Raw genomic sequence first — 3220 nt, forward strand, 5'->3', positions numbered from 1 at the left:
CGGTGAACGTGCGCGATGCAGAGAATCGACCCGTTGCCCACAGCGAAGTACAATGGTCAGCGGATAACGGGCAACTGCTGGACAGGCAAGAGCAGACAAACAGTCAGGGAGAAGCGACCGCCCGGTTAGTCAGTCGTACCGCAGGGAGGGTAACGGTGAAAGCCGAGGTGGCGGGAAAAACCCTTTATGCCGCTCCGGTGACGTTTGAACGCCGGCTGAAACCCGCGATCACGGTGGACAAAATCAGGGCGAAAGGTGATGGTCAGGATACCGTGGTGTTGACCGCCACGGTGAAAGACTCGCTGGGATCACCCGTAGCAAATCAGCCGGTAATTTGGCAAACGGATCACGGTGTGTTGTCTTCAGAACAGACGCAAACTGATAATCAGGGACAAGTGCAGGTTCAATTGAGCAGTACATTTGCAGGAGATCACCAGGTGCAGATCCAGGTCGGTGATCATAAAGTGGCTGCCCCGATTGTCACCTTTGATGAAATCCTGTTACCCACCCTTCGGGTCAATAAAACCCGTGCTAGGGCGGATGGCGAAGATCGGGTAACTTTTACTGTCACCGTCACCGATATTCATGGGCAGGGGCTTGCGGATAAAGCGGTTGACTGGTCTGGCAATCTTGGTGAGATGATTTTTGCAGAAGACAGGACAGACCGTCAGGGAAAGGCAACCGCAACCCTGGTCAGTCGTCATGCTGGACAGGCTTCGGTCACTGCTGAAGTGGGTGAGCAGCAAGTTGTCTCCTCTGTGGAATTTATTACGACGTTACGCCTGGTTGATACTGTTGCCGTTGACCGTCAGGGCGGCAATGCCAACCAGAAATCGTTTGGTCTCAGGGGACCCTCCGTACTCTGGCGTGGCGCGAAATTCCGTCTTATCACGGCAGGCAATACAGGCCGGGTGAACTGGCAGAGTAACTCGCCCTCGGTGACGGTATCGGGGGATGTGGTGACGGTACAGCAAAATCCTGACGGAGTCAGGCTCACGGGTACTGATGAGACCGGGCAGCAGGTCGAGCTGACCTTGACGGTTCACACCTGGTTTGAGCGCTCCGGCCTGACAAAAGATTTTTATTCAAATGCGAAACAGCTTTGCAAATCACTGGGCAGCCGGATTGCCTCCAAATATGCGCTGGAACAGCTCTATGAGGAATGGGGGAACTTTTATCTTTATGATGGCTGGGCACGGGAATTTTACGTGACCTCCACGGATTACCTCACCGCCAGTTCAGGTTTTTCAGAAGCTCAGGCTAAATGGGTATTTTGGGCAGAATCGGATAGCTGGATGCGCAATGCCTGGCATCATTTGGCGTTTGCGTGTGGTCGGTAATGGAAGTGCGTTAAATTGGGCTTGATCTGGCACATTCCATAAATAAAGGATCACTGCCAGATCAAGTTTAAGCTAATACAATTTAGTCTATTAGACCTCTTCTATAATTGGTTCTGAAAATTGACCTAAAATATCTAAGTGAATATATAAATCTAGTTTTCTTATGTTTTCCAAGTCGACATCACCACCTAAAAATATTGCAGGTTCAAAACCAAATATTTGATTTTCATTTAATGGACCATATTTTTCTACAGATCTAAAAAAAAGCCATATATCATCATCATCTTCGATATCGAATGAATCTGGTGACTTACTTGACAAGAAAGCGGAAATGTCGAGATCATGACTTTCCTTGTTTTTATCGTAAAAATTACCTTTATTATAATAAATCGTGTTGAATGCACATGATATTTTTAAATTTGTTCCAGTTTTCTCGCCACAAAGACAAAGATCACCGAAGCCACTTCTAGCAATAACATGGTAAGAATCCATTGATTCAAACGGGGTATCTTCCAGCCACATATCCACAATGCTTTCATAATCATCAGGATTTACGAAGCTGAATAAACCGTTTTGATAGCTGTTCCAACCTTCTGTTTTCCAATAATGTAGCAATCTATCAGGTAATCTTCCTTTCCACTTTTTAATAGCTTCATCGGGTACAGGTATATGTTGAGTAGCTTCCCCAAATTCGTCAATAAATTCATTGAAATAATGATCTCGCATAATTTATTTCCCCTTTCCTTTACACACTTCTAATTGTACATTCATCTTAGCGTCACCCAAACCATTTTCAATAGCTGCTTTAGCTGCATCATCTAATGTCTTTAAACGTGATTTCCAGCTACTACCAATGGCACTATTAATTCCTTTGTCACCAAATCTTTTTGTAGCGTACTTAAACTTACCACCAGCCACCATATCCGGTTCATGTAATGCAGCCAATCCATCAAGGGCTTTTGGTGCTCTTTCTTTTGCTATTTTTTTTGCTTCCTTTTCCGGCATCCCGTTATTTATATGACGTTGTGTCATATTGTCCCTGATTTCTTTCGTTTTCATCCTTTTTGCTCGACGCTGTGCTGATTCAGCCTTGTTATGACGTCCCGCACCTTTTTTACCTTCTTCCCTGCCTTTTGCAGAATCTGCATCATATGCCTGTCTGGCAATCTGGAATTCTTCAGGTGACATATCATTAATAGCTGCTTGCTGACCACGTAACTGATCCGCATACTCATTCAGGAATGCTTTTCTTTCTTCAGGGGTTTTAAATGACTTATACCTGTCACTGTCATAAGGATCAAAACACGGTACCTTAGTCTTCTTAACCCCTTTGACTTTACCCCCTTTATTTTGCTGTTTTTCTTTCAGTTCCTTTTTAAGCTCGTCTGGGTCTTTGGAAGGTGTTGTTTTGTCTCTTTCAGCAGCTCGGGTTTCTCGTCGTTTATCTCTGGAGTTTTTTCGTGCAACTCCCTTTTCCTTGCCAGTGATGATCGACATTGCCTTTGAACCGCCTTTAGCGATACCTTTCACCGCTTGCTTGAATACCCCTTTGGGGTTTAAGTCAGCGAGGGTATCCCCCAATTCTTCTGCCGCGCCTTCTGGCTTAAATCGGTACTCATCCAGATCCGCGTTTTCCATGAGCGCATCAGCCTTATTCGTTAACCGATCCGCTTCTGCTTCATTCCCCGCGGCTTTATGTGCTAATGCTTCCAGTCTCATCTCCACCGCAGCATCAGCCTGATGGCCTTTATACACAACTTCAGCAATATCAATGGCCGTATTTCCCAGATTTTTCAGGATACCGGTTCCCACATCGCCGACTTTTCCCCAGAACCCTTCCTCACCCTGAGTATTCGGCCTGATAACGGGATTAGCTTCTT

General features: G+C 45.7%; 3 protein-coding genes. 1 reads left to right on the forward strand and 2 read right to left on the reverse strand.

Annotated features, from left to right (window positions below):
• Nucleotides 1–1340 (forward strand): Ig-like domain-containing protein (locus tag ABLA76_RS17580; protein WP_348988893.1); only part of this gene is annotated, 1340 nt, incomplete at its 5' end.
• A gap of 90 nt (nt 1341–1430) precedes the next feature.
• On the opposite strand, the gene ABLA76_RS17585 is transcribed toward ABLA76_RS17580, so the two are convergent.
• The gene (locus ABLA76_RS17585; protein WP_348988894.1) at nt 1431–2066 is read right to left on the reverse strand and encodes a GAD-like domain-containing protein; all 636 of its coding nucleotides are present in this window, start codon (nt 2064–2066) and stop codon (nt 1431–1433) included.
• A gap of 3 nt (nt 2067–2069) precedes the next feature.
• The coding region (locus ABLA76_RS17590; RefSeq protein ID WP_348988895.1) for a polymorphic toxin type 15 domain-containing protein at nt 2070–3220 on the reverse strand (1151 nt) is incomplete at its 5' end.

This window comes from Xenorhabdus sp. SGI240, from assembly GCF_040081915.1.
In the GTDB taxonomy this organism is placed as follows: Bacteria; Pseudomonadota; Gammaproteobacteria; order Enterobacterales; family Enterobacteriaceae; genus Xenorhabdus; species Xenorhabdus bakwenae.